Genomic DNA, 22,464 nt, shown 5'->3' with positions numbered 1-22,464 from the left:
GTCGTGACCAAGCAGCAGTTCTCGTCGGTATGGACCAAGCAGCCGCGCCAGCCCAGGACGTCCGGGCTGCACCGGGAGCAGATCATCGCCGCGGCGGTCGAGATACTCGATGCCGAAGGGCTGGATTCGCTGAGCATGCGCAAGCTCGGCGCGAAGCTGGGTGCGGGAGCGACCAGTCTCTACTGGCACGTCTCCAACAAGGATGAGCTGCTGGAGCTGGTGCTCGACGAGTTCTGGGGCATGGTCCGGACCCCGGAGCCCGAGCAGGCGTCTTGGCGGGAACTGCTGACCACCTTCGCCTACAGCTTTCGCGCGACCATCCGGGAGCATCCGTGGGTGGCGTCCTTGGTCGGGCGATTGCCCAGTATCGGCCCGAATTCCCTGCGGCTGAGCGATCGGCTGCGCCGCGCGTTCGTCCAGGCGGGTTTTCGGGGTGTGGACATCTATCTGGCCAGCGGATCGGTGATGTGTTTCGTCCTCGGCCAGGTGATTCCCGAAATCGCTTGGGACGCGGCGTCCCAGGGAGCCGAGATGGACACCGACGGCATGCTGCGCGTGATGAACGAACTGGCCGGCGACTATCCCGAAATGCTCGCGGACTATGAGGCGGCCGTGCCGACCGACCCGGAGGTCGCGCGCGCGATGGCCTTCGACTTCGGCCTGCTGTGCGTCCTCGATGGCCTGGAAGCTCGCCTGCGTAACGCGCCGAAGTCGTCCGAGGTTCGTGTCGCGGAGGAGTGAGCCCATCAGATTGAAACGTGTTCCTTGCGACTGAAATCGCATGGAAACGTGCATTGCGTCGATAAACTGATACGTGTTCCAATACATGACCAGTGGACACGCGATCCGGCGCGCCCGTGCCGATGCGCAGAAAGGCGTCGACGTGAGCACGCACACCGTTCTCGGTCGTGAGATACACATGCCGGTCCGTATCCGGCTCGCGCACGCCTTCATGGCCACCTACCTGGTGCCTGCCGGGTCGGCTCAACGCCTCATCGACTACTCCGGGCTGCGAATCCTCCGGCTACCCGGCGGGCGGGCGATGTGCACGCTGGTCTTCGTCGACTACGTCGACGGCGATCTCGGCCCTTACAACGAGTTCGGTGTCTCGTTCATGGTGCGACACCACACCGCGGGAACGGCGGAGCGTTTCGGTGATTCGAAGGCGCTGGTGACCGGGCGTGCGGGCGTACTGATCCACCGGCTGCCGGTCGACGGGGATTTCACCCTGGCCGCCGGGCGCGGCATCTGGGGGTTTCCCAAGGAACTCGCCGAATTCGTCGTCGACCACGGTGCCCGCACGCGCAGTGGCGCGCTGCACCAGAACGGGCGGCTGATCGCGGATCTCCGGGTGCGGCCCGGGTTCGCGACCCCGAACGGACGCGCTGCCGCCTCCTCGTTCGACGCCTACTCGCACATCGACGGTGTCACCCGTTGTACGCGCTGGGAAATGCGGCCTTCCGGCATGCGAGCGCGGGTCGGCGGAGCGGAACTGAAACTCGGCGATCACGAGATCGCCGCGGAACTCCGGTCGCTCGGCCTGCCGCGGCGCGCGCTGATGTCCTCGTCCGTGGCGCGGCTGGCCATGACGTTCGAGAACGCGATCGTGATCTGACACCCCGCTCGAATCGCGCATAACCAGCCGGTCACGGGCGGGGCGGAGCGTGGACGGGTCCCGTGGCGCCGGTTACGCTGACGTAGCTGATTATTTGCCAACGCTACCAGCTATGGAGTGGTGCCCGTGAGCGTCACCAATCGGAGCTACCCGGCGGAGAAGCGCTGCGAACTGGTCCGATTGCGTGATATAGGCCAGCGAACACGAGACGCGCGCCGTTCCATGTGCTCCACTGGAGCCTTGATCCGGGGCGGTCCGGGACTGATCTGGCTTTCGATCAGCTATCCGCGTAACGCGGCGGCGAGCGAACCTTCTGTGGCGAGGTGTCCGGCGTGCGTCCCCACATCGATCGTGTTCCCGCGGTCGGCGACGGTGTCCCGCGAGTTGCCGCGATCCGCACTAGCGTGGTGTGCCGTGAGCACCGTGCAGTCCGGCGTGATCCCGTGCACCGGAACGTCGCCGCATCCCGGGCGCCGTGCGCTTCGGCGCGAGTGGGCCGGTCGCACGCGGTCGCGCACCCGGGTTCTTCCTATCCGAGCCGAGGCGGCGTGACGCTGCCGAATCCCGAAGCCGAATCGGAAGACGGTGAAGAGGAACTCGACTACCGCTTCACCCTCGCGAACGAGCGCACCTTCCTCGCGTGGATGCGGACCTCCTTGGGGTTGCTGGCCGGTGGTGTCGCGGTGCACACCCTGGTCCAGTCGTTCCGAATCGCGGGACTGCGGCGCGTGATCGCGCTGAGTTGCCTGGTCTTGGCGGCGGTCGTCGCGGTCGGCGCGTACGCGCACTGGCGGCGCGTCGGCGTGGCCATGCGGCGCGGTGAACCGCTGCCGGACACGGTGCTGGTGCCGATCCTGTCGGCGGGCATCGCGGTCGTCTCGGTGCTGGCGGCGGTGGCGGTGCTGCTGCGGTGAGCGCGCCCCATCTGTCCGCCGAACGCACCGCACTGGCGTGGCGGCGCACCGCCGTGGCGGCGATGGTCGTCGGCACGCTGTTCGTGCATCAGGCCCTCGGCAGCGGGTGGCGTGCCTCCGCGTTCGCGCCCGTCGCGGCCGCGCTCGCGATGGCGGCGCTGGCCGGGGCCTGCTACCTGCGCAACCACGGTCTTCGCCGGGGTCGCTACGCCCATGGCGGTCGCATTGTCGCCGCGACGGCCGCGGCGGTGGTCGTGGTCGCGGTGACCGCGGCGGCGGCCGGCTCCCTCGAACCGCTACCCGAGCAGGGTGGCGGCTCAGCAAGGTCCGAGACGACAGGAGGACGACAATGAGCACAGCGAGCGAGCCGAGCGATTTCATCGTCGCGGAGCACCAGCGTGCGGCCGCCGCACTGCCCTTCGCCGACACGACCGATCCGGCCGACGCCGAGCGCGGATTCATCGCCGCGCTGACACCCGGCGTGGTCGCCTCCGAAGACGGAACCGTCGTGTGGGACAACGACTCCTACGCGTTCCTGCGGGAACCCTGCCCCGCGTCGGTGCATCCGAGCCTCTGGCGGCAGTCCGGCCTGCTCGTGCGGCAGGGGTTGTTCGAGGTCACCGACGGCATCTACCAGATCCGCGGGCTCGACCTGTCCAACATGACGCTCGTCGAAGGCGCAACCGGCGTCGTCGTCATCGATCCGCTGATCTCGGCCGAGACCGCGGCGGCGGGTCTCGCGCTCTACCGCGCCCATCGTGGCGATCGCCCGGTGACCGGGTTGATCTACACGCATTCGCACGTCGACCACTTCGGCGGTGCGCACGGAGTCGTCACAGCGGAGGCGGTCGAGCAGGGGCGCTGTCCGGTGCTGGCGCCCGCCGGTTTCTTGGAGCACGCGGTCGCGGAGAACGTTTACGCGGGCACGGCGATGGCGCGCCGTGCGGGGTACATGTACGGCGCGGTGCTGCCGCGCGGTCCGCTCGGCGCGGTGGGCTCCGGGCTCGGCCAGACCACGTCGGTCGGCACCGTCACACTGATCCCCCCGACCGTCGACATCACCGCGACCGGTCAGGAGGAGACCATCGACGGGATACGAATGGTCTTTCAGCTCACGCCCGGCACCGAGGCACCCGCGGAAATGAACTTCTACTTTCCCGACCGCCGCGCGCTGTGTATGGCCGAGAACGCGACCCACACTCTGCACAATGTGCTCACACTGCGCGGTGCGGTGGTGCGCGACGCCCACGTCTGGGCGAAATACCTGACCGAGGCGATCAACCTGTTCGCCCGGGACTCCGACGTCGTCTTCGCCTCGCACCATTGGCCGACCTGGGGCACCGAGCGCCTGGTGGAGTTCCTCGCACTGCAACGGGACCTGTACGGGTACCTGCACGACCAGACCGTCCGTCTACTGAACCAGGGGTACGTGGGCGCGGAGATCGCCGAACTGATCACGCTTCCGCCCGCGGTCGCCGAGGCCTGGCATGCGCGCGGATACTACGGTTCGGTCAATCACAACGTGAAGGCCATCTATCAGCGCTACATGGGCTGGTTCGACGGCAACCCGGCGCACCTCTGGGAGCACCCGCCGGTCGAATCGGCCCGGCGGCACGTGGAATTCATGGGCGGTGCGGAGGAGGTGCTGCGCAAGGCCCGGGCTTCCTACGAGGCCGGGGACTATCGCTGGGTGGCGCAGGTGCTCGATTACGTCATCTTCGCCGACCCGGACAACGATGCAGCGAAAGCGTTGCAGGCCAGTACCTTCGAGCAACTCGCCTATGGTGCGGAGAACGCGACCTGGCGCAATTTCTATCTCAGCGGAGCCTACGAGCTGCGCTACGGTTCGTTCGGCACGCCGGCCAAGCCCGAATCGCCGACCATGGTCGCGGCGCTGAGTATCGACCAGATCTTCGACGCCCTGGCGCTGCGCGTCGACGGTCCCAAGGCGTGGGACCATCGGCTCGTCACGGATTGGATCCTCACCGACCAGGACCGCCCGCACCGGCTCGAACTGCGCAACGGTCGCCTCACCCACTTCGATGTCGCCCCCGGCATGCGGCTACCCGAACCGGACGCCACATTCACGCTGGCCAAAACCACCCTGATCCGGGTGTTGCTGGCCGGCGACGACTTCGGCGTCGCGGCTGCCGCCGGCGATATCGTCATCGAGGGAGATGTCACCAAGCTCGCCGAACTGGTGCACATCTTCGACGCCCCGGATCCCGATTTCGCGATCGTCACACCGTAGGCGTCCGGCCGGTCACGCCACAGGCGGCCGGTCCTCGGGCGGGCGCCGGTGTCGGCCCGGTCGCCGATACGAGAGCCTGCGAGCATCTCATCTCGACTCCCGCCCGAAGAAGTAGCCGACGACGATCCCGGCAAGGCCGGATACCGGCGCCAGATATTGCGTCAGCTCCTGCGCCGGTACACCTTTGACAATGCCGAACATGACTCCGGCGACCGTACCTGCCACGAGCGCCGTGGCCAGTCCAGCGCGGTAGCGCGATTCGAGGATCTTGTTCCTCGCTTCCGCCTCTTCCTTCGCCAGTTCGGTGCGCCTCGACTCCGCCTGCAACTCGTGGTCGCGCCGGGCGCGGTCGACGGCTTCGGTGTCCGAATACGCGGATGCCTGGTATTCGCGCTTGGCCGTGATGTAGGTCATCAACTGATCGAACGACATGGAATCGAGGCCCATCAGCCGTGAAGATTCGATGATCTCCTGGATCTCGACACGGGCGTCAAGCATCTCGTCGTAGACGGGCGACGCTGGATCTACCGGAAGATTCGAGGGCTCCCCGGCCATCTCGGGTTCGGCGGTCACCGGAAAAGTATCGCGCGCCTCTTGGTCGATCGATGGACAGTCGGAAGTTCTGATAGAAGCGATTTCAGACGCCGCGGCCACATGCCCAGCCGTGTGTGGCGAGGCCTTGCATGCCGAGGCTCGGGTCCTGACCGAACTGCTGTAGGTCTCCGCCGCGCCGGACGGAGACGTCTCACTCAAACAGACTTCGGTAAGGCTGCCAGGTACCTGCTCGCGACGAAGCGCTGGATCAGCCGGACCGCGGGTCCGCCGAGGCGGGTGTACCAGGTGGCGGGGCGGGAGAACGCGACGATCAGTCCGTACACCGCGTCGTCTGCGGCGTCGTACTCGACGGCGAACAGTTCCTCGCCGGACGCGGGGTGTCCGGGCAAGGTCCCGTACGCGAAGCCTCGCCTGTCGGGTTCGTCGAGGACGTACACCACCCGGCACGGCGCGACGATCCCGAACGGACCGAATCCCAGGCGCACTGTGATGGTGGTGCCGGGCTCGGCGGTCGGGGTGTCGGCGGATCGAAAGATCCCGGTGCCCTTCTGCACCCGATAGGCGCGGATCTCCGCACCCGCGTGCTCGAACAGTGCTCGTCCGCGCCCGATGCGCCGCCGCAGCCGCAACCCGTGATATCCCTCCGGCAGCGGCCCTCGGGTCGCGCCGACCTCGGAATACGTGAACGCTGACAGCCCATCCTCCATGCTCTGATCTTCACCCCGCCCACCCGGTACCGCCAGCTCTCCCCACCGACACGCCGATTCGTGGAGGGGGCTTCCGCGACGCCATGGGCCCGTGTCCACAGCCGCATCGCACCTGGCACCGCCAGCGGCGCGCCACCCGCCCCTGAGTGCGCGAAGAAGCAACGAATCCAGGCGCCCGGTTCAGGGACGCACAGGTTTGAGCCGCAGGGGAGCGAGGTACAGGAGCCCCAGGGGGTCCAGATACTCACGGCTGCGTCGGCTATCGCCCTCGGCGCGTGCGCCCCAGTGCAGGCACGGCGTCGCGCATCCGGGATGCCCGGCCTCCAGCGCGCCGATCGGGGTGCCCCGGCCGACGCGCCTGCCGACGGGAACCTCGGCGCGAACCGGCTCGTAGGTCGTGCGCAGCCCGCCGGGGTGGGCGATGGACACGACCGGCTTGTCGGCCACCGTCCCCGCGAACACGACGATCCCTTCCCCCGCGGCGAGCACGGCCTGCCCCTCGCTGCCGGCCAGATCGACCCCCCGATGCCCCGGCAGCCAGTTCTGCGCCGACTTGTCGAAGCGCTGTAGCACCGCGGGGCGCGGTTGTAGCGGCCACCCGAACCGGCCGGGTGCGGCCGTCGCCATCGGCTCCGTGGCGGCGACCGCGGCGACGGCGATTCCGAGCAGCGGAGCAAGCCACCGGCCCAGCCGCCTGCCGTGCGGCGATGTCATTCCCGCCGTACCGGGAAGTCCGTCTCCGGTCGCGATGCCGGCTCGGCGGAAGTCGTCTCGAGTCGGTCGTGCCCACCGGCGTCGCGGCCGGATTGCCGGAACGGGCGAGGCGCGCGCCGCAGCAGATCGGAGAGCGACGGCGGGCAGACCGAACCCGCGCACGCCCCGAGCGCGGGTTCCGGCGCGGGCGCCTCGGCCCCGGCCGGCGGCGTGACGACGACGCCGAGCACGAACAACAGTGGAACCAGGAAGGTCGTCACGGTGGAAATCGGTTTCATGTCCTCCACCCTCCCGTGGTCGAACCGCGGCCGACGGCCGGATCCCCGGAATGGGGATAACTCGCTTGCCTGTGGAAAGCCTCCGTTCCGCCTGGTCAAAGGGTTCCGCTCGGATCGATTTAGGTCTGCGTGCGGCGAGGCCGTAAACTGATCGAGCGGTCTGTGCCTGCATGGACCGACTTCGCGCGCCACCCGTGCTTGTTCCTAGCGGCGCTGTCCGAATCGAGCCCGAGATTTCCGGGTTCGCGGCAGCGTGTTCGGGACAGTGAATCGCCGGCTGGTCCCCGCCTTCCCGGCCGGGTCCGACGATTCGGCGGCGCCAGGGCAGCGGATCGCCGATTCGCTGCGTCAACCGGCAAATGAAAGAGAGATACGGGAGCTATGGCTGTCGTAACCATGAAGCAGCTGCTCGACAGCGGCGCACACTTCGGACACCAGACCCGGCGCTGGAACCCGAAGATGAAGCGGTTCATCTTCACCGACCGCAACGGCATCTACATCATCGACCTGCAGCAGACGCTGACCTACATCGACAAGGCCTACGAGTTCGTCAAGGAGACCGTCGCCCACGGCGGCACCGTCCTCTTCGTCGGCACCAAGAAGCAGGCCCAGGAGTCGATCGCGGCCGAGGCGACTCGCGTCGGGATGCCGTACGTCAACCAGCGCTGGCTCGGCGGCATGCTCACCAACTTCTCCACCGTGCACAAGCGCCTGCAGCGCCTCAAGGAGCTCGAGGCCATGGAGCAGACCGGTGGTTTCGAGGGTCGCACCAAGAAGGAAATCCTCATGCTGACGCGTGAGATGAACAAGCTCGAGCGCACCCTCGGCGGTATCCGCGACATGCAGAAGGTGCCTTCGGCCATCTGGGTCGTCGACACCAACAAGGAGCACATCGCCGTCGGCGAGGCGCGCAAGCTGAACATCCCGGTCATCGCGATCCTGGACACCAACTGCGACCCCGACCTGGTCGACTACCCGATCCCGGGTAACGACGACGCGATCCGCTCCGCCGCCCTGCTGACCAAGGTGGTCGCCTCCGCGGTGGCCGAGGGCGTGCAGGCGCGCGCCGGCGCGTCCGCGGGCGACGAGAAGCCGGAGGCGGGCGCGGGTGAGCCGCTGGCCGAGTGGGAGCAGGAGCTGCTCGCGCAGGCCGCGCCCGGTGCCGAGGCCGCCGAGAGCTCGGCCGAGGCCTGAGACTCTTCATCCGCTGTTTCGGCGGCGATCACGAGCGAGTGCCATCGTGATCGCCGCTGCCAACACCCACACTTCTCCGAAGGAGGCTCGCCGAGGATGGCGAACTACACCGCTGCCGATGTGAAGCGGCTCCGGGAGCTGACCGGCTCCGGCATGATGGACTGCAAGAACGCGCTGGCCGAGACCGACGGTGACTTCGACAAGGCCGTCGAACTGCTGCGCATCAAGGGCGCGAAGGACGTCGGCAAGCGTGCCGAGCGGACCACCGCCGAAGGCCTGGTCGCCGCCAAAGACGGCGTCATGGTCGAGATCAACTCCGAGACCGACTTCGTCGCGAAGAACGCGGAGTTCCAGCAGCTGGCCGAGCAGGTCGTCGCCGCGGCGGCGGCCGCCAAGCCGGGCGACCTGGAGTCGCTGAAGGCGCTGGACCTCGGCGGCAGGACCGTCGAGGAGGCCGTGCAGGCGCTCGCCGCGAAGATCGGTGAGAAGCTCGAACTGCGCCGCGTCATCTCGCTGAACGGCCCGGTCGCCACCTACCTGCACAAGCGTGCCTCGGACCTGCCGCCCGCCGTCGGCGTGCTGGTCGAGTACACCGGTGAGGGCGATGCCGCGGCCGAGGCCGCCCGCGCCGCCGCCATGCAGGTCGCCGCGCTCAAGGCCAAGTACGTGACCCGCGACGAGGTCCCGGCCGACATCGTGGAGAACGAGCGCCGCATCGCCGAGCAGACCGCTCGCGAGGAGGGCAAGCCCGAGGCCGCGCTGCCGAAGATCACCGAGGGCCGGGTCAACGGCTTCTTCAAGGACGTCGTGCTGCTGGAGCAGCCGTCGGTCACCGATTCGAAGAAGACCGTCAAGAAGCTGCTCGACGAGGCCGGTGTCACCGTCACCCGCTTCGCCCGCTTCGAGGTCGGCGCGAACTAAGTCCCGCCGCACCCCCAGCGAGCAGGCCCCCCGCCGACCGAACGAACGCCGGTTGACGGGGGGTCTTCTGCTGCCGCCGGAACCGAGTAAGGCAGGATGGATGCCGCTCTGCCTAGCTCCACGCCACGGGCTCCCGCCGTGCGCGCCGAATCGCCGCAAATCGACAATCCACCGCCGAAGGAGACTGGAGACCCATGACGGACCCGGGGACCGATCGCCCAGGATATCGCCGGGTGCTGCTGAAACTCGGTGGGGAGATGTTCGGCGGAGGCAAGGTCGGGCTGGACCCGGATGTGGTGCAGACGGTCGCCGAACAGATCGCCGAGGTGGTCGCCACCGGCGTCCAGGTGGCCGTGGTGATCGGCGGCGGAAACTTCTTCCGCGGCGCCGAGCTCGAGGAGCGCGGCATGGAACGCGCGCGCTCGGACTACATGGGCATGCTCGGCACCGTGATGAACAGCCTTGCCCTGCAAGATTTCCTGCAACAGCAGGGCGTGGACACCCGGGTGCAGACCGCGATCACCATGGGCCAGGTCGCCGAGCCCTACCTTCCGCTGCGCGCCAAGCGGCACCTGGAGAAGGGCCGCGTGGTCATCTTCGGAGCCGGCATGGGCATGCCGTACTTCTCCACCGACACCACGGCGGCGCAGCGCGCGCTGGAGATCGGCGCGGACGTGGTGTTGATGGCCAAGGCGGTCGACGGAGTGTTCACCGCCGACCCGCGCGTCGACGAGACCGCGACCATGTACTCCGAGATCACCCACAAAGAGGTCATCGAGCGCGACCTCAAGGTCGCCGACGCGACCGCATTCAGCTTGTGCATGGACAACCAGATGCCGATTTTGGTGTTCAATTTGTTGACCAAGGGCAATATCGCCCGCGCGGTCGCCGGTGAGAAGATCGGCACACTGGTTAGGTCCTGATACCCGCTGACCGCGGATCGTGACATGACGACGCTGTGGAGGAAACGGTCGTGATTGAAGAAGCGCTCTTCGACGCCGAGGAGAAGATGGAAAAGGCCGTCTCGGTGGCGAAGGACGATCTCGGAACCATTCGTACCGGTCGGGCGAATCCGGGGATGTTCTCCCGGGTCGTCGTCGACTACTACGGATCGCCGACCCCGATCACCCAGATGTCCAGCATCACGGTGCCGGAGCCGCGCATGGTCGTGATCAAGCCCTACGAGGCGGGCCAGCTCGGGGCGATCGAGACCGCGATCCGCAACTCGGATCTGGGCGTCAACCCCACCAACAACGGTGACATCATCCGGATCTCGGTGCCGCAGCTGACCGAGGAGCGCCGCCGCGAACTCGCCAAGCAGGCAAGGGGCAAGGGCGAGGACGCCAAGGTCGCCATCCGCAATGTCCGTCGCAAGGCGATGGACGAACTGTCGCGCATCCAGAAAGATGGCGAGGCGGGGGAGGACGAGGTCGGGCGCGCCGAGAAGGAGCTCGACAAGACCACCGCCAAGTATGTCGGCCAGGTCGACGAACTGGTCAAGCACAAGGAAGCCGAACTGCTCGAGGTCTGACGCGGATCGGTCGGCAGGAGTGACGGGCCCGGAGGAGGCCCGGTCACCGCGAGTGCCGCCGGAACCCAGCGGAGGCCCGCCCGGGCGGGGGACGAACGGAACGACGAGTTGAGCGACGGGACAATCGTGGCCGAGAACGCCGCCGCGGCCGGTGCGGCAGAGGAGCCGCCGGTGAACGGGACAGCCGATGCGATGCACGAGCAGTCGCACGATGCTGCTGCGTCCGGTCATGAACCGTTAGGCTCCGCCGCGGCGTCGGGGTCGGATGCCGCGGCCGCCCGCACCGCCGCGCCGTCGAGTGGTTCGCGCGCGGGTCGTAATCTGCCCGCCGCGCTGACCGTCGGCTTCGGTCTGGGTCTTTCGCTGATCGCCATCCTGCTGTTCGTGCCGAAACTGTTCATCGGCGTCGCGGCGGCCGGTGTGGGCGTGGCGACCTGGGAGGTCGCCAAGCGCCTGCGTGAAGCCGACGTGCTCGTCCCGCGGGTTCCGCTGATCGTCGGCGGCCAGGCGGTGTTCTGGCTCGGCTGGCCCTACGGCGCCAGCGGTGTCGCGGGCGCGTTCGCCGCCACCACCTTGATCTGCATGGTGTGGCGGCTGTTCGACCACGGTTTGCAGACCGCGCCGCGAAACTTCCTGCGTGACACCGCCATCACGGTGTTCACGCTGGCCTGGATTCCGCTGCTCGCCTCGTTCGCCACGCTGCTGCTGCTCGAGCCGGACGGCAACCTGCGAGTGCTGACGTTCATGATCCTGGTGGTCTGCTCGGATGTCGGCGGTTACGTCGCAGGCGTGCTGTTCGGCAAACATCCGATGGTGCCTTCGATCAGCCCGAAGAAGTCGTGGGAGGGCTTCTGCGGCTCCCTGGTGTTCAGCGTGATCGGTGGTCTGCTCACGGTGACGCTGCTGCTGGAGGCCAACTCGATGATCGGCGTCGTCCTCGGCGTCGGCCTGGTGCTGGTGGCCACCTGCGGGGATCTGATCGAGTCGCAGATCAAGCGCGAACTCGGCATCAAGGACATGGGCACGCTCTTGCCGGGCCACGGCGGCATCATGGACCGTCTCGACTCGATGCTGCCTTCGGCGTTCGTCTCCTGGCTGGTGCTGTCGACGCTGCTGTGATCCGGCGCGTCAGCCTTTCTTGGCGGCGCGGCGCAACTGCAGGATGCGGGCGCCGCCCACGGAGGCCATGACGAGCGCGCCGCCGATCATCGACAGCAGCACGGTGACGCCGAGCGGCAGCGAGAAGTCCCAGAAGAAGAAGCGCACTTGAATCTGCTCCAGGTTCTGCAGGATGAAGATCAGCAACAGAACCAGGATCAGGACGCCGGTGACGAGCCCGGTCCAGGTGTAACCGGTACGCGACGACAGGGACTTCGTCGGTGTCGGCGTGATCTGAGCGTCCGGTTGTGGAGCGCGCCCGCCACGCGAGAGATCCGGATCCGGTTCGTGCGGGTATTCGGAGTGGGTGGCCATGTCTCGATCATGGCCGACCGCTGTCGCGGACGCGGGCATTTCCCGCATGCGGCTCGGCATGTCGGGCTGCTCGGACGCGGTCGAGTGTGCGACCGGTTCGCACGGATGGGAGAATGGAGCGATTATGACCGTCTCCCTGCCCCTGGTTTTCGACGCTCCGCGCCGCGGCATGCCGCCGCGCCATCTCGCCGACCTCGATGCCGAGGGCAGGCGCGCGGCCGTCGAGGAACTGGGCCTGCCCAAGTTCCGCGCCGATCAGATCGCCCGGCAGTACTACGCGCGGTTGCAGGCCGACCCGGCACGGATGACCGATCTGCCCGCCGGGGTGCGGGAGAAGATCGGCGAGGCGTTGTTCCCTCCGCTGCTGAGCGTTGTCAAGCACGTCGCGTGTGACGACGGCGAGACCCGGAAGACATTGTGGCGCGCTGGAGACGGCACGCTGCTGGAAAGCGTCCTCATGCGCTACCCGGACCGTGCGACCCTGTGCATCTCCAGCCAAGCCGGCTGCGGCATGGCGTGCCCGTTCTGCGCCACCGGCCAGGGCGGGCTGAACCGCAACCTGTCCACCGCCGAGATCGTCGACCAGGTGCGTGCCGCGGCCGCCGCGTTGCGGGACGGGGAAGTGGCGGGCGGTCCGGGCAGGTTGTCCAACATCGTCTTCATGGGCATGGGCGAGCCGCTGGCCAACTACAAGCGTGTGGTCGCCGCGGTCCGCCGGATCACTTCGCCCGCACCGGACGGCTTGGGCATCTCGCAGCGCAATGTCGTCGTCTCGACCGTGGGGCTGGCTCCCGCCATCCGCAAGCTGGCCGACGAGGGCCTGTCGGTCACGCTCGCGGTCTCGCTGCACACGCCCGACGACGAACTGCGCGACACCCTGGTCCCGGTCAACAATCGCTGGCCGGTCGCCGAGGTGCTCGACGCGGCCCGCTACTACGCCGACACGACCGGCCGTCGCGTCTCGGTCGAGTACGCGCTGATCCGCGACATCAACGACCACCCATGGCGCGCGGACATGCTCGGCGAGAAACTGCACAGGGCGCTCGGCTCCCGCGTGCACGTCAACGTCATCCCGCTCAACCCCACCCCTGGCTCCAAGTGGGACGCCAGCCCCAAGCCGGTCGAGCAGGAGTTCGTCCGGCGCGTGAACGCGCAGGGGGTGCCGTGCACGGTCCGCGACACCCGCGGTCAGGAAATCGCGGCCGCCTGCGGACAACTGGCCGCGGAGAACTGAAACGCGCTAGCCGCGGTTCTTCGCCGGGCGGTTGGTGGCGGCGCGACGTTCGGCTTCCTTCGCCTTGATGCGCGCGTTCTCCGCGCGGACCGCGGCGTAATTCTCGCGCTCGCGCACGAGCCATTCCGGCGGGTCGGCGAGCAGGGCGTCGATCTCGTCGGCGGTGAGGTGATCGGAGACCTCGGCGCGGGTCAAGCCGGTGTTGGAGACGCCGAGCTTGCGGGCCACCACGTCGCGCGGGAACGGGCCGTTGCGCCGCAGTTCGGTGAGCCAGGCAGGGGGATCGTCGCGCAGCGCGTCGAGCTGGGCGCGCGAGATCGGTGCGGTGCGGAACTCCTCGGGCGCGGCCGGAAGGTAGATGCCGAGTTTGTTCGCCGCCGTCAGCGGCTTCATCGTCTGCGTTTTATTGTCCGGGCTCACCGATACAGCCTAACGGGCGCCGCCGGACGGATTCGTCCGCAGTCCGACTCGCGCAACGCGGAGGCGGGCAGCCGCTACTCGGCGGCGCGGGCGGTTCCCATCGGCCATTGGCATACGCTTCCACGAATGAGCCGGTTGGAGTCGATAGATGTGGTGCGCCTGCGCTGGTTCGTCGCGGTCGCGCAAGAGTTGCACTTCGCGCGCGCGGCGAAGGCGCTGCACATCTCGCGGCAGAAGCTGAGCCATACCGTCATCGACCTGGAGAACGAACTCGGCACGAAGCTTTTCGTGCCCGGCGCGCAACCGACCCGGCTCACCGACGAGGGACGGGAGTTGCTGGAGCAGGCGGATGAGATCATCGCGCGGGCCGAATCGGCGGTGCGGCAGCAGGCGGAGGCTCCGGCTGTCCTGCGTGTGGGTTTCGTGCCCGGGGTCACCGTTACCAAATGGACCCGGATCTGGGCTGAGCGGTATCCGGGCACACCGCTCGAGGTGATCGCGCTGCCGCAAGCGGAGCAGGAGGCGGCCTTGCGCGAGGGACGCGTCGACCTCTGCTTCGTCCGGCTGCCGATCGACCGCGAAGGCATGAGCGCGATCCCGCTCTATCGCGAGGTCCCCGTCGTGGTGGTGCAGAAGGAACACCCGCTCTCGGTGTTCGACGACGTACGCATGGACGACCTGGCCGATGAGCATCTGCAGGACACGTCGGACGTCGACGCGGTGGCCGGCGTGTTGGAACTCGTCGCCGCGGCCGGTGGGGCGGCGATCGTGCCCCACTCGCTGGCTCGTCTGCACCATCGCCGCGACCTCGTCTACCGCACGATGCTCGGTGTCTCCGACACGGAAATCGCGCTGGCCTGGCCCGCTGATCACACCACCGAGGCGGTCGAGGATTTCATCGGCGTCGTGCGCGGCCGCTCCGAGCGCAGCTCACGCGCCCCGGCCCGGGCCGACACGAACGAGCCGCGGAAGAAGCCTTCGGCCAAGAAGACAGGCGGTCGTCCGGCTCCCGCCAAGAACAAGCCCGCCCGGCGGCGCGGGCGCTAGCCGCTTCGTGCCGCCCAGGACTGGCGGCGGTGCGAACCCCGGCCGGTCCGCACCGCCCGGCGATCAGCCGTTGCAGACCCGGTTCAGTTCGTCGGTCGCCGGGTTCAGATTCGTGACCTCGTCGTCGGTGAGGGCGTGGGCGTAGGCGGCGATGGCGTCCTTCTCCGCACCTTCGGCCGGGATCGCCGACAGCTCGGCGGCCAGGGATTGCTGCACGGTCGAGTCCAGATTCCCGCCCGACTGGTCGATGGCGGCGTTGATCGCGTCGATGGCCGCGCCGCACGCCGCCGACTGGGCGTACGCGGGCGCCGCGGGCAGCAACAGCAGCGAGCCGAAGGCGCTCGCGACGAGCAGGGCGGCGGAACAGGTCTTGATCATTGCGTCCTAAAGGTTCGGGTGAATAGAAATCGAGGCCCGCGACCCGGTTGGGACGCGGACCTCGGACGCACACGGTACCGGGGCGCGGCTACGCGGTAGTGACTAGCGCGGCTTGCGCTGCAACAACGAGTCGCGGATCAGGATGCCCACGATCAGGGCGGCGAAGCCGACGAGGAAGAGGTTCTCGACCTGGCCGCTGTGGTTGCCGACCAGCATGGCCAGCAGGATCAGCGCGACGATCCAGCCGGCGACCCGGAAGGTGCGCCGCGACTCGCCGCTCCAACCCCAGGCCGCGGAGGGAACTTCGGCGGGGTCCACGCGAGTGACGATGCCGCGCTCGGTGTCGGCGTGTTCGAGTTCCGTGGCGGCCACGATCGCTCCTTAGCTGTTCCTTCGTACCGCGATTCCGGTACGCACTCGATGAGCTACTGCCGCATATCGTGGCATACGACGGTGCGTCGTTGTAAGTCGGCCCGCGCCCGTCGAACACGGTGCGGCGGGTAGGACACAATGAAGTCGTGTCCGACATCGTGAGAGTCCTGCTGCTGGGCAGCACCGGATCCATTGGCACCCAAGCGCTCGAGGTGATCGCCGCCAATCCCGACCGCTTCGAGGTGGTCGGACTCGCCGCGCGCGGCGGCAACACCGAGCTGCTCGCCGCCCAGATGGCCGCCACGGGCACCAGCAATGTCGCAGTCGCCGACCCGGCGGCGGCCCAGCGGTTGGATCTGCCGTTGGGTGGTCCTGGGGCGGTGACCGAGCTGGTGCGCCGCACCGAGGCGGACGTCGTGCTCAACGCGCTGGTCGGCTCGCTCGGGCTGGAGCCGACCCTGGCCACCCTCCAGTCGGGCACCCGCCTCGCCCTGGCCAACAAGGAATCGCTGGTCGCGGGTGGTTCTCTGGTGACAAGGGCCGCTGCTCCCGGGCAGATCGTCCCGGTCGACTCGGAGCATTCCGCGCTGGCGCAGTGCCTGCGCGGCGGTCGCGCCGACGAGGTCGACCGGCTCGTGCTGACCGCATCCGGCGGCCCGTTCCGCGGGTGGACCGCCGAAATGCTGGAGTCGGTCGAGCCCGCCGAGGCCAAGGCGCATCCCACGTGGTCGATGGGCTTGATGAACACCCTGAACTCGGCTTCGTTGGTGAACAAGGGACTGGAGCTGATCGAGACCCACCTGCTGTTCGGGGTGCCCTACGACCGCATCGACGTCACCGTGCACCCGCAATCGATCGTGCATTCGATGGTCACCTTCACCGACGGTTCCACGCTCGCCCAGGCCAGTCCGCCGGACATGAAGCTGCCGATCGCCTTGGCGCTCGGCTGGCCGGACCGGGTGCCCGGCGCCGCCGCGGCCTGCGATTTCGGCGCCGCGTCCACCTGGACGTTCGAACCGGTCGACAACGAGGTCTTCCCGGCGGTCGAGCTGGCCCGCGCGGCCGGGCAGGCCGGGGGCAGCGTCACCGCGGTCTACAACGCCGCGAACGAAGTCGCGGTGCAGGCCTTCCTCGACGGCGCCATCCGCTTCCCGCGGATCGTCGGCACGGTGGCCGCCGCGGTCGAGGCGGCCGACCGGTGGCGCACCGAGCCGGATTCGCTCGAGGAGGTTCTCGCCGCGGACGCCTGGGCGCGGGAGTTCGCCGCCGCTCGGGTAGGCGGCTGAGACCGCTCGATGACGGATCGGACGCGCGCAACGACGGCGTCCTGGCACACTGAAGACACAGGGCAGGTCTCTGTCCGGTTAGGGTGATCAGAGTGCTCGCGGCCAGGAGCGGACGCGTGCGTGCGGGATATTCGAGCTGCGCAAACGCAGGAGGGCTGTAGAGCAAATGGTGTTCGCGTTGGGATTCGTGCTGTTCGCGCTGGGCATCACGGTGTCGATCGCGCTGCACGAATGTGGGCACATGTGGACTGCCCAGGCGACCGGCATGAAGGTGCGGCGGTATTTCATCGGATTCGGGCCGAAGATCTTCTCGTTCCGCCGCGGTGAGACCGAGTACGGCTTGAAGGCGCTTCCGCTCGGTGGTTTCTGTGACATCGCGGGCATGACGGCGCTGGACGAACTGCGCCCCGAAGAACTCGACCGCGCCATGTACCGCCAGGCCACCTGGAAGCGGCTGCTGGTCATGTCCGGCGGCATCGCGATGAACTTCGTCCTCGGCTTCATCCTGATCGTGGTGCTCGCGGTCGGCTGGGGGTTGCCGAACCTGAAAGAGCCGCCCGCCACCGCGCTCGGCACCATGAGCTGCGTCGCGCAGCAGAACGCCGACGGCTCCACCGAGCCGTGCACCGGCACGGGCCCGGCGCAGCGCGCCGGATTGCAGCGCGGTGACATTGTCAAACAGGTCAACGGCGTCGAGGTGGATACCTGGCGGGAGTTCCAGTCCGAAACCCAGAAGCAGACCGGCCCCTTCACCTACGTCGTCGAGCGGGATGGCCGCACCCTCAGCATTCCGGTCACCCCCGAGCGGGTCGTCCGCTACCCCGAGGGCGGTGGCGCGGGCCGCGAAGTGTCAGCCGTCGGCGTGGCGCCGGACCGCTACGAGCCGGTGCAGTACGGCCTGCTGGCAGCCGTGCCCGCCGCAGGCGCCTTCACCGGTGACATGTTCGTGCGCACGGTCGACTCGCTGACCCAGATGCCCGCCAAAGTGTCCTCGCTGTGGGACGCGGTCACCGGCGGTGAGCGGGATCCGGAGACTCCCGTCAGCGTCTACGGCGCCAGCAAGATCGGTGGCGAGACCGCCGAACGCGGCCTGTGGAACTTGTTCATCCTCGTGCTGGCCAGCCTGAACTTCTTCCTCGGCGTCTTCAACCTGCTGCCGTTGCTGCCGCTGGACGGAGGGCACATCGCGGTGGTGCTCTACGAGAAGGTCCGCAACACCATCCGCGGCTGGAAGGGTCTCGCGCCCGGCGCCCCGGTGAACTACCTGAAATTGCTGCCCGCGACCTATGTGGTCGTGGTGATCGGCGGCGCCTACATGCTGTTGACGCTGGCCGCCGACATCGTGAACCCGATCAAGTTGTTCTGACCGGGGCTGCCGAGCGGTCGGCGCGGTCGGCCGGGGGAGGCCTTGTCATTGCTGTCACAAGGTGGGCGTCGTCTGCCACGGCTAGACTCGGCAGCGAACCGGCCGGACACGATGAAAGTAGGCAGCCGAAGGTGACCAGCACAATCGGATTGGGGATGCCGACCGCTCCCGCGGCGGTGCTCGCTCCCCGGCGTAAGACCCGCCAGCTGATGGTGGGCAATGTCGGGGTGGGCAGCGCTCACCCGATCTCGGTGCAGTCCATGACCACGACCAAGACGCACGACGTGAACGCCACCCTGCAGCAGATCGCGGAGCTGACCGCGTCGGGGTGCGACATCGTGCGGGTGGCCTGCCCGCGTCAGGAGGACGCGGACGCGCTGGCCACGATCGCGCGGAAATCGCAGATTCCGGTGATCGCCGACATCCACTTCCAGCCCCGCTACATCTTCGCGGCCATCGACGCGGGCTGCGCGGCGGTACGGGTCAACCCCGGCAACATCAAAGAGTTCGACGGCCGGGTCGCGGAGGTCGCCAAGGCCGCGGGCGCGGCGGGCATCCCGATCCGCATCGGCGTGAACGCCGGTTCGCTGGACAAGCGAATGATGGAGAAGTACGGCAAGGCCACGCCGGAGGCGCTGGTGGAGTCGGCGCTGTGGGAGGCGAGCCTGTTCGAGGAACACGGGTTCGGCGACATCAAGATCTCGGTCAAGCACAACGACCCGGTGATCATGGTGGAGGCCTACCGCCAGCTGGCCGCGCAGTGCGACTACCCGCTGCACCTCGGCGTCACGGAGGCGGGCCCGGCCTTCCAGGGCACGATCAAATCCGCCGTCGCGTTCGGCGCGCTGCTTTCGGAGGGCATCGGCGACACGATCCGCGTTTCGCTCTCGGCGCCGCCCGCCGAGGAGGTCAAGGTCGGCGGGCAGATCCTGCAGTCGCTGAACCTGCGCCCGCGCAAGCTGGAGATCGTGTCGTGCCCCTCCTGCGGTCGTGCGCAGGTGGATGTGTACACCTTGGCCAATCAGGTGAGCGCCGGTCTGGAGGGTATGGCGGTGCCGCTGCGGGTGGCCGTCATGGGCTGCGTCGTGAACGGGCCCGGCGAGGCGCGCGAAGCGGATCTGGGCGTGGCTTCCGGCAACGGCAAGGGCCAGATCTTCGTCAAGGGCGAGGTCATCAAAACCGTTCCCGAAGCGCAGATCGTCGAGACGCTCATCGAAGAGGCGCTGCGCATCGCCGAGGAGATGGGTGCGGACGCCGGCGCGGGCGAACCCGTCGTCACTGTCAGCTGAGCAGCCGCTCACCAGCGCTTTCGGCATAGCCATACCGCATCGCGCCGGTTCGTGGCAGGCTGTCACCGTGCGGAGTCTGCTGGAGCCGGCGCGACGGGCCAAATATGCCCCTGCGCGGCAGCTCGCTAATCGAGACCTTGCTCAGGTGCTGCGTGTGCTGGATGCCGATCCGGTGGCTTCGTGCATGGTCGCCGCCCGGTTGCAGGAGTTCGGCCTGGACACCCGGTGTGGTCAGGGCGAGCTCTGGAGCCGGGGCGGCCCCGCGGAGTCACTGTGTTTCTCGGGTGCGAATCTGGTGCCGCTGCTCGGCGACCGAGACGCACTGCGCGCGTTCGCCGACCGGGCGATCCGCTGGCCGCGGATCTGTTCCTCGGTGGTCGGGCGCAGAGAGCTGGCGTTGCCGCTGTGGGAGATGCTGGCCGGACATTGGGGCCCGGAACGGGAACTGCGCGGGGAACAGCCGCTGCTGGCGCTGGCCCAGCCGCCGCTGGCCACGCCCGACCAAGAGGTTCGCCGCGTACGTCAGGACGAACTCGACCGATACCTCTCGGCGGCGATCGCCATGTTCATCGAGGAGGTGGGCGTCGATCCGCGCGCGGGCGACGGCGGTCGCGGCTATCGCCGCCGCATCCAGAGCTTGATCGAATCCGGCCGCGCCTGGGCCCGTTTCGAGGACGGGGAAGTGGTCTTCAAGGCCGAGGTCGGGTCGCTGTCCAGGCGCACGGGCCAGATCCAGGGGGTCTGGGTGCATCCCGATCACCGTGGGAAGGGGCGTGGCACCGCGGGCACCGCGGCGGTCGCGAACGCCGTGGTGGCCTCCGGCCGCACCGCGAGCCTGTACGTGAACGACTTCAACGCGATCGCCCGCCGCGCCTACTGCCGGGTCGGGTTCCGGCAGATCGCGACCTTCGCCACCGTCCTGGTCGACTGAGCACGCCCGGCGAATTCCGGAGTGCCGCAGGCGTTTGCCCGTCAGTGACCATTACGATCGGTGCCGATGTCGACTCGGATGCTCTTCTCGCTCACCGTCGCGGCCCTCACGGTGGCCGCCGCCGCGTGCGCGAGCGAGCCGCAAGGACCCGTTCCCGCCGCGGACGCGTTCGTCAAAGCTTTTGCCGAGCACCGGGTCGGCGCCGCGGCGGACCTGACCAACCTGCCGGAGAAGGCCAGCGGCGCATTGCGTTCGGCCTGGGATCAGCTGCAGGCCGAACAGCTCACCGCGCGCACCGGCGCGGCCCGCGTAACCGGGGACACCGCGACCGTGGAGTACACCTACGAGTGGCGGCTGCCCAAGAACCGGATGTGGAAGTATTCGGGCCTGTTGCAGATGGGCCGGAGCAACGGACGCTGGATGGTCCGGTGGACCTCGTCCAACATTCACCCCAAACTCGGTGACACCCAGACCATGGCGTTGCGGTCCAATCCGCCGCCGCGGGCGCGGGTCAACGAGCAGTCCGGCAGCGACGTGATGGTGCCCGGCAGAGTGTCCCGGGTGGCGTTCGCCGCGGCCGACGCCCCCGATCCCGCGACCGTGGCCACCGCGCTGGCGGCCTCGTTGCACCGTTTCGACAAGTCGCTGACGCCGGAGTCCATCCTCGACGCGGCGAAGGCCGCCGCGGGCGCCTACACCGTCGCCCTGCTCAACGAACACGAATCCGGCCAGGTCACCACCGATCTCATCGGGCTGCCGGGGGTCACGCTGACCCAGCAGTGGGATCTGGTCGCCACCGACCGGGAATTCGCGCCCGACCTGCTCACCCAGGTGCGCAAGACGGTGATCGCGGAGGTGGACGGCAAGGCGGGGTGGAGCGTGGTCACCATGAACGCCAACGGCGCCGACACCGATGTGCTGATGGAGGTACCTTCGCAGCCCGCGCCGTCGTTCTCGCTCAGCGTCGACCGCCACGTGCAGAATGCCGCCCAGCGCGCCGTGCAGCCGCGTACCGAGCAGGCCATGATGGTGGTGCTGCGCCCGTCCACCGGCGCGATCCTGGCGGTCGCGCAGAACAAGGCGGCCGCTCGGGAGGGGCCTATCGCGACGATCGGCCAGTACCCGCCCGGCTCGGTGTTCAAGACGGTGACCGCGGCCGCGGCCATGTCGAACGGTCTCGCGACCCCGGATACGGTGCTGCCGTGCCCGAGCCGCATCGTCATCGGTGAGCGGACCATTCCCAACTACAACTTGTTCACCGTCGGCAACGTGCCGATGTCCACGGCCTACGAGCGCTCCTGCAACACCTCGTTCGCCAAGCTCGCCAGTGAGCTGCCCGGTCCCGCTCTGCACGAGGCCGCCGCGAAGCTCGGTGTCGGGCCCGCCTATTCGATAGTGGGGCTGCCGACGACCTCCGGCTCGGTGCCGTCGGCCGACGACCTGATCCAGCGCACCGAGGACGGCCTCGGCCAGGGCAAAGTGGTGGTCAGCCCGTTCGGCATGGCGCTCATGGCCGCGACCATCGCACACGGCTCGGCGCCCGTGCCCTACCTGATCGCGGGACGGCCCACCCGGATCGATGGCGACCGTCCGGCTCTCGCCCCCGACGTCGTCGCGGGGTTGCGCGCGATGATGCGCCAGGTGGTCGTCGGCGGCACGGCGGAACGGATCGCCGATCAGGGCGAGGTATACGGCAAGACCGGCGAGGCCGAAGTCGACGGCGGCTCGCACTCCTGGTTCGTGGGCTTCCGCGGCGACATCGCGTTCGCCACGCTGCTGGTCAAAGGCGGTAGCTCCGACAATGCCGTCGCGGTGACACGGGACATGCTGGCAGCCTTGCCCGCCGGGTACTGATGCGCCTTCGCTCCCACACGGGGACGACCCAGAACCGGAGTTCACGGTCTCGTGGCCGGGGAAGCCGGGCCACCCGAACAAGTGTCGACCGATAGTTCACGGAGTCCTCCTTCGTCAGGCCCGGCCCGATACGT

Annotated in this window: 25 protein-coding genes; 17 read left to right on the top strand and 8 right to left on the bottom strand. The window is 68.4% G+C overall.

Annotation, left to right across the window (positions count from 1 at the left end; translation table 11 throughout):
• Positions 1 to 3 precede the first annotated feature (3 nt).
• From M8859_RS01650 to M8859_RS01630, 5 genes are all read left to right on the top strand, one after another.
• The gene (locus M8859_RS01650; protein WP_159919916.1) at positions 4 to 741 is read left to right on the top strand and encodes a TetR/AcrR family transcriptional regulator C-terminal domain-containing protein; all 738 of its coding nucleotides are present in this window, start codon (positions 4 to 6) and stop codon (positions 739 to 741) included.
• Between the two features lie 142 nt (positions 742 to 883).
• Positions 884 to 1,615, top strand: coding sequence for an acetoacetate decarboxylase family protein (locus tag M8859_RS01645; protein WP_159919914.1), 732 nt, complete (start codon positions 884 to 886; stop codon positions 1,613 to 1,615).
• A gap of 548 nt (positions 1,616 to 2,163) precedes the next feature.
• Complete coding sequence (locus tag M8859_RS01640; RefSeq protein ID WP_195070450.1) at positions 2,164 to 2,529, top strand: YidH family protein; 366 nt, start codon at positions 2,164 to 2,166, stop codon at positions 2,527 to 2,529.
• Positions 2,526 to 2,882, top strand: coding sequence for a DUF202 domain-containing protein (locus M8859_RS01635; protein ID WP_159919910.1), 357 nt, complete (start codon positions 2,526 to 2,528; stop codon positions 2,880 to 2,882). The genes M8859_RS01640 and M8859_RS01635 overlap by 4 nt, the downstream gene beginning before the upstream one ends.
• Positions 2,879 to 4,780, top strand: a complete 1,902-nt coding sequence (locus M8859_RS01630) for an alkyl/aryl-sulfatase (RefSeq protein ID WP_159919908.1) — start codon at positions 2,879 to 2,881, stop codon at positions 4,778 to 4,780. The genes M8859_RS01635 and M8859_RS01630 overlap by 4 nt, the downstream gene beginning before the upstream one ends.
• Positions 4,781 to 4,867: 87 nt before the next feature.
• On the opposite strand, the gene M8859_RS01625 is transcribed toward M8859_RS01630, so the two are convergent.
• The 4 genes from M8859_RS01625 to M8859_RS01610 all read right to left on the bottom strand — a co-directional run bounded on the left by M8859_RS01625 (position 4,868) and on the right by M8859_RS01610 (position 7,034).
• Complete coding sequence (locus tag M8859_RS01625; protein ID WP_159919906.1) at positions 4,868 to 5,353, bottom strand: hypothetical protein; 486 nt, start codon at positions 5,351 to 5,353, stop codon at positions 4,868 to 4,870.
• A gap of 176 nt (positions 5,354 to 5,529) precedes the next feature.
• Positions 5,530 to 6,042: a DUF1990 domain-containing protein gene (locus M8859_RS01620; RefSeq protein ID WP_249643629.1), complete on the bottom strand. Its 513-nt coding sequence runs from the start codon at positions 6,040 to 6,042 to the stop codon at positions 5,530 to 5,532.
• A gap of 180 nt (positions 6,043 to 6,222) precedes the next feature.
• Complete coding sequence (locus M8859_RS01615) at positions 6,223 to 6,756, bottom strand: M23 family metallopeptidase (protein WP_195070451.1); 534 nt, start codon at positions 6,754 to 6,756, stop codon at positions 6,223 to 6,225.
• Positions 6,753 to 7,034 carry a hypothetical protein gene (locus tag M8859_RS01610; protein ID WP_195070452.1) on the bottom strand — a complete coding sequence of 94 codons (282 nt, stop codon included), beginning with the start codon at positions 7,032 to 7,034 and terminating at the stop codon, positions 6,753 to 6,755. The genes M8859_RS01615 and M8859_RS01610 overlap by 4 nt, the downstream gene beginning before the upstream one ends.
• Before the next feature lie 381 nt (positions 7,035 to 7,415).
• Between M8859_RS01610 and rpsB the strand changes: the two genes are divergently transcribed.
• The 5 genes from rpsB to M8859_RS01585 all read left to right on the top strand — a co-directional run bounded on the left by rpsB (position 7,416) and on the right by M8859_RS01585 (position 11,799).
• Positions 7,416 to 8,228, top strand: coding sequence for a 30S ribosomal protein S2 (gene rpsB / locus M8859_RS01605; RefSeq protein WP_159919898.1), 813 nt, complete (start codon positions 7,416 to 7,418; stop codon positions 8,226 to 8,228).
• 96 nt (positions 8,229 to 8,324) lie between these two features.
• A complete protein-coding gene (tsf, locus tag M8859_RS01600; protein WP_159919896.1) occupies positions 8,325 to 9,149 on the top strand; it encodes a translation elongation factor Ts in 825 nt (274 codons plus the stop codon).
• Positions 9,150 to 9,343: 194 nt separating this feature from the next.
• Positions 9,344 to 10,072: a UMP kinase gene (gene pyrH, locus M8859_RS01595; RefSeq protein WP_040780648.1), complete on the top strand. Its 729-nt coding sequence runs from the start codon at positions 9,344 to 9,346 to the stop codon at positions 10,070 to 10,072.
• A 50-nt stretch (positions 10,073 to 10,122) separates the two neighbouring features.
• The gene (frr, locus tag M8859_RS01590) at positions 10,123 to 10,680 is read left to right on the top strand and encodes a ribosome recycling factor (RefSeq protein WP_040868343.1); all 558 of its coding nucleotides are present in this window, start codon (positions 10,123 to 10,125) and stop codon (positions 10,678 to 10,680) included.
• 108 nt (positions 10,681 to 10,788) lie between these two features.
• Positions 10,789 to 11,799, top strand: coding sequence for a phosphatidate cytidylyltransferase (locus M8859_RS01585; RefSeq protein WP_201295130.1), 1,011 nt, complete (start codon positions 10,789 to 10,791; stop codon positions 11,797 to 11,799).
• A gap of 9 nt (positions 11,800 to 11,808) precedes the next feature.
• Here the strand turns inward: M8859_RS01585 and M8859_RS01580 are convergent, their stop codons facing one another.
• Entirely contained in the window at positions 11,809 to 12,153 is a 345-nt protein-coding gene (locus M8859_RS01580; RefSeq protein WP_159919894.1) for a LapA family protein, read from the bottom strand.
• Between the two features lie 124 nt (positions 12,154 to 12,277).
• Here M8859_RS01580 and rlmN point away from each other — a divergent pair, with 124 nt between their 5' ends.
• Positions 12,278 to 13,387 carry a dual-specificity RNA methyltransferase RlmN gene (gene rlmN, locus M8859_RS01575; protein ID WP_159919892.1) on the top strand — a complete coding sequence of 370 codons (1,110 nt, stop codon included), beginning with the start codon at positions 12,278 to 12,280 and terminating at the stop codon, positions 13,385 to 13,387.
• Positions 13,388 to 13,393: 6 nt separating this feature from the next.
• On the opposite strand, the gene M8859_RS01570 is transcribed toward rlmN, so the two are convergent.
• Positions 13,394 to 13,807, bottom strand: a complete 414-nt coding sequence (locus M8859_RS01570; protein ID WP_195070453.1) for a DUF5997 family protein — start codon at positions 13,805 to 13,807, stop codon at positions 13,394 to 13,396.
• Between the two features lie 126 nt (positions 13,808 to 13,933).
• On the opposite strand from M8859_RS01570, the gene M8859_RS01565 reads away from it, so the two are divergent.
• Positions 13,934 to 14,854, top strand: coding sequence for a LysR family transcriptional regulator (locus M8859_RS01565; RefSeq protein WP_249643628.1), 921 nt, complete (start codon positions 13,934 to 13,936; stop codon positions 14,852 to 14,854).
• Positions 14,855 to 14,917: 63 nt separating this feature from the next.
• On the opposite strand, the gene M8859_RS01560 is transcribed toward M8859_RS01565, so the two are convergent.
• Positions 14,918 to 15,232, bottom strand: coding sequence for a hypothetical protein (locus M8859_RS01560; protein WP_159919888.1), 315 nt, complete (start codon positions 15,230 to 15,232; stop codon positions 14,918 to 14,920).
• 102 nt (positions 15,233 to 15,334) lie between these two features.
• Entirely contained in the window at positions 15,335 to 15,604 is a 270-nt protein-coding gene (locus tag M8859_RS01555) for a DUF2631 domain-containing protein (RefSeq protein ID WP_159919886.1), read from the bottom strand.
• A 146-nt stretch (positions 15,605 to 15,750) separates the two neighbouring features.
• On the opposite strand from M8859_RS01555, the gene dxr reads away from it, so the two are divergent.
• The 5 genes from dxr (at position 15,751) to M8859_RS01530 (ending at position 22,330) form a co-directional block, all read left to right on the top strand.
• Positions 15,751 to 16,890 (top strand): 1-deoxy-D-xylulose-5-phosphate reductoisomerase, encoded by a 1,140-nt coding sequence (gene dxr / locus M8859_RS01550; RefSeq protein WP_195070455.1) that lies wholly within the window; start codon positions 15,751 to 15,753, stop codon positions 16,888 to 16,890.
• A 166-nt stretch (positions 16,891 to 17,056) separates the two neighbouring features.
• Positions 17,057 to 18,256, top strand: a complete 1,200-nt coding sequence (locus M8859_RS01545; RefSeq protein WP_195070456.1) for a M50 family metallopeptidase — start codon at positions 17,057 to 17,059, stop codon at positions 18,254 to 18,256.
• A 131-nt stretch (positions 18,257 to 18,387) separates the two neighbouring features.
• Positions 18,388 to 19,545, top strand: coding sequence for a flavodoxin-dependent (E)-4-hydroxy-3-methylbut-2-enyl-diphosphate synthase (gene ispG, locus M8859_RS01540; protein ID WP_159919880.1), 1,158 nt, complete (start codon positions 18,388 to 18,390; stop codon positions 19,543 to 19,545).
• A gap of 67 nt (positions 19,546 to 19,612) precedes the next feature.
• Positions 19,613 to 20,476, top strand: coding sequence for a GNAT family N-acetyltransferase (locus tag M8859_RS01535; RefSeq protein ID WP_159919878.1), 864 nt, complete (start codon positions 19,613 to 19,615; stop codon positions 20,474 to 20,476).
• Between the two features lie 66 nt (positions 20,477 to 20,542).
• A complete protein-coding gene (locus M8859_RS01530) occupies positions 20,543 to 22,330 on the top strand; it encodes a penicillin-binding transpeptidase domain-containing protein (RefSeq protein ID WP_159919876.1) in 1,788 nt (595 codons plus the stop codon).
• Positions 22,331 to 22,464: the final 134 nt, after the last annotated feature.

Source organism: Nocardia sputi (assembly GCF_023501985.1).
The sequence above is the reverse complement of the archived record's forward strand: the minus strand, read 5'-3'. Positions and strand labels throughout refer to the sequence as shown.